The sequence below is a fragment of the Loigolactobacillus binensis genome, assembly GCF_005405165.1.
GTDB lineage: Bacteria > Bacillota > Bacilli > Lactobacillales > Lactobacillaceae > Loigolactobacillus > Loigolactobacillus binensis.
The window spans coordinates 1-3,675 of record NZ_BJDN01000057.1 but is presented as its reverse complement, the minus strand read 5'-3'; the positions used below and the strand labels follow the sequence as shown (position 1 = coordinate 3,675).

Here is a 3,675-nt window from a genome sequence, read left to right as displayed (position 1 = left end):
ATTAATTAAGAAAGATGGACAACCAAGGAGGCAGGTTACTGATAGCTTCGCTATGTTCGGACTACCAACCGAACTGTGTTTTTACTTTCTACTGCTAGTTTAACACAAATACCCCATTCAGAATAGTTTGCTTAAAACTCTGAATGGAATATTTGGTAATTATAGTTCCTAAAGGTTTCTTAACTAAAGACAGCGATAATCATTTTGGTGACTAAATAAATAATTGCAATTACCATCATCCAACCAGTACTGCGCATAAATTTCCAGACATTAGTTTGTGCCTTTGCGTTTTTGGTAATAACTATGCTTTTTTTTAGTGAATCATCGCTTTTGATCAAACTATCTAAGGTAATGTCGAATAAATTGCTGATTTGCACTAAACGATCAATATCGGGATAAGTACTTCCGACTTCCCACTTAGAAATGGCCTGACGAGAAACATTAAGCGTTTCTGCAAGATAATCTTGTGTCCACTGCCTTTTTTCTCGTTCTTCTTTTATCCTTTGCCCTAAAATCATAAACGTAACCTCACTTTCAATAGATTAATTATCATATTGAAGCGAGAAAAAAGCACGCTAATTATTAGCGCACTAAAAGCAACTACTGGTTGCGAAGAATATTCTGGTGTAAATAGGGGCTAAGTGGAGATTATAGACCCCGTAACTATGAGAAAATGACTTAACATCAACTCCTATTTTTACATTTATCAATAAAATGTTTTTAGTTCATCGAATGCAATAGATAAATTCACACGTCGTAAATTAGAAATTGATTGTTGATAAAGAATTTCTAACACTTGATTTCGTTCACTATCTGTCCCATGATGCAACAATCGATGGCAATTGGGACAAATACACTTAATATTTGCGATCTTATCTAAGCTATAATCAAACTCACCAAGTCTTTTTCAAAAATGAAAAGCTTATTACATATCGAAATATGTCGCATTATAATAATTTGCAACAGTTTTTGATAATTCAGAGAGTTTTAACAGCTACCATGTTTTATAGTAATTTACTCTCGGTAAGTAGTTCTTCGATAAACGTTCCCTTTATCTTCTTTTTTAGAGCTGCTTTAGCTAATTTAGGAATTCCTAAATTAGCCTCATCAATGGTTTTTTTATCTCCCATATAGTAGATGGCTTTAAGTAGTTCTCGAATATCATAAATGGAGCCATAAACTTCAGGAACAGCGCGTTCAACTTCAAGTAAAGTATATACAGATTCCATGGCTGTCCTAATTGAATATTCGGTAGTAAACACGGTGTCATTACTAGGCGACTCTGCGAAATTACCAATAAAGGCTAAATTAACAGACCCTTTAGGAACAATATCTGGCCTATCACCCGCAACGCGGGGCATAAAGTATGATGTAATAAATGGCATAAATACTGGAACGGTATTTATATTGTTTTGGTTAGACAATTGTTTGATCTTGGACTCAGGGACACCAAGGTGATAAAGGAGTTCTTGCGTAATTTCTTCCCCAGAACTTTCTACGATGGTCTTATTAACAAAATTTCCTTTGGTATCTGAATATAGTCCATATATCCAAACAATTGTTTCATTTTCTTTTTGTTCTTTGAAATGTGGTTGCCTGTGTACTGCGAAACTCATCAACCAGTTCGAATCGGTTATGGTAATGATCCCACCACTATTAATTTTGTGATCATGCAAATCACGATTGGTGAGACGTTCAATGTAAGGTTCAATTTCTGGCGATTTTATAGTGGCCGTCGCTGACACAAACCAACTTTTGTCGGGTAGGTTATCATAGAATACTTCTGGATGACCGAAATCATTAGATTGTTCTGCCAGATTCTTCCACAGTGACCAACTACCACCCAACTCTTTTGATACAGGAGCGGGTTTATCATGGCTTCCGTATGTTGAACTTTCTGTAATAGAACCATTTGTAACGAATACAAGATCATCACGCGATAGGCTAACATCATCACCATCTTGGATCACGAGTTTTTTGGCAATTTTTTCGTCATTTTCAAAATCTACCACAACATTATTAACTTGTGTATCATAGATGAATTCGACATTATATGACTCTAAATACTTTATAATTGGTAGAACCATAGACTCATACTGATTGTACCTATTGAACTTTAGGGCGCTAAAATCAGGTAGTCCATCAATATGATGAATAAATCGCATCGTGTATCGACGCATCTCAACTGCAGAATGCCACTTTTCAAAAGCAAACATAGTTGCCCAATACATCCAAAAATTACTTTCAAAGAACTCATTTGAGAAAAATTCCTCAATAGTCGTTTTACCCAGTTTTGACTCAGGAGTTAAAACTAAATCTATTAATTCTTTAGATTTTTCATCCAAAGTATACAGGCCATCAGTTGGGACGCGTTGTCCCCGATTATAAATTAGGCGAGTATTAGATGAATTTGGATCATCTTTATCTAGCCAATAAAATTCATCTAAGTAAGAGGCGTCTTCAATTTCTAAAGAAGGAATTGATCGATACATGTCCCACATAGTTTCAAAATGATTTTCCATTTCTCGACCACCACGTGTCACAAAGCCGATATTGGCGCGCTTTTCTCCATCTAACGACCCACCCGGAGTAGGCAATTCCTCATATATATGGATTCTTTCCCCAGACATTTGGCCATCTCTCACTAAGAAAACAGCGGTAGCCAGTCCGGCCAGACCGCCTCCAATAATATACGCTGATTTTTGATCCACATTTTTGGGCTTTCTTGGATGTGCAAAAGCTTCATAATTTCCGTTAGAATATCGCATAGTTGCCTCCTATTACTGATTTGATAGGTTAATCATAGCACTAATAGAAAACGCTTTCAAAAAATAGCAATTAAAGTGCAACAGTCACTTTAATCGCTGCAATCACCATGAATAATCGGTGTGGGTTTGAAAGATGGGAGTCTTTAATTAGTAGGCAAATTTAGTGCATCGTATCATAATTCATATATAACAGTCTGATTATAAAATTACGAAAAATGTAGCGACATTAACGGGTTATTATTATTCATAAATAAAAAACAGCCCCCCTTATCTACTAGTTAGATAAGGGGGGCTGTTTTAATAGGATTTGTTAGGGGCGATAGATCACTAAATGGACCCTATTTTAGAATTTAGAGTATAAAAAAAGGGCATCTTTTCAGATGTCCCGCCGGCTCGGATAAGTAACCATCTGATCCAATTTGTACGTCAGCACTATACTGTTTGTATTGCTGCCTATTTCAAAAAAGCAGCTGAAAACACTGATTAAGTTTCTAAAGAAGCTGTTTGGTTAATCCATTCATTTCAGTAGAATAAACCAGCGCCTGTCTTTGTGCCAGGCGTTTTTTATGGAATCATAGGAAATATTCAGTATGAAGAAATGAAAATCCCCATTATTTCTAGTATACCTGATTTATTCACAAAGATATGCAAAATACCCATCAAACACATGCATCACGCGTTTGATGGGTATTTTGTATTTTCACCTTTTAAGTACACAAAAAGAGCCTCAGCTCTGGTATAGTTAAATTGCTAAACAAAACCACATGAGAGAAGAGGACTCTATATTGAAAACTTTACAGGAAATGGCATTAAATTTCAACAAAAACATTTTAGTATCGCATACGGGTGGTCAATTATCTTCCGATGGCGGGCTAACATTGTGTGTAGAGCTGATGGCAAAATTCCA

The 3,675-nt window shown here is 35.9% G+C and carries 2 protein-coding genes; both read right to left on the bottom strand.

Annotation, left to right across the window (positions count from 1 at the left end):
- Positions 1-179 precede the first annotated feature (179 nt).
- Positions 180-518: a helix-turn-helix domain-containing protein gene (locus FFM78_RS13480; RefSeq protein ID WP_137638895.1), complete on the bottom strand. Its 339-nt coding sequence runs from the start codon at positions 516-518 to the stop codon at positions 180-182.
- A 486-nt stretch (positions 519-1,004) separates the two neighbouring features.
- Positions 1,005-2,768 (bottom strand): oleate hydratase, encoded by a 1,764-nt coding sequence (locus tag FFM78_RS13470; RefSeq protein ID WP_137638894.1) that lies wholly within the window; start codon positions 2,766-2,768, stop codon positions 1,005-1,007.
- Positions 2,769-3,675: the final 907 nt, after the last annotated feature.

Bases quoted from the DNA above. Each gene is read 5' to 3' on its own strand.
- FFM78_RS13480 (WP_137638895.1), bottom strand. From the start codon at position 518: ATGATTTTAGGGCAAAGGATAAAAGAAGAACGAGAAAAAAGGCAGTGG.
- FFM78_RS13470 (WP_137638894.1), bottom strand. From the start codon at position 2,768: ATGCGATATTCTAACGGAAATTATGAAGCTTTTGCACATCCAAGAAAG.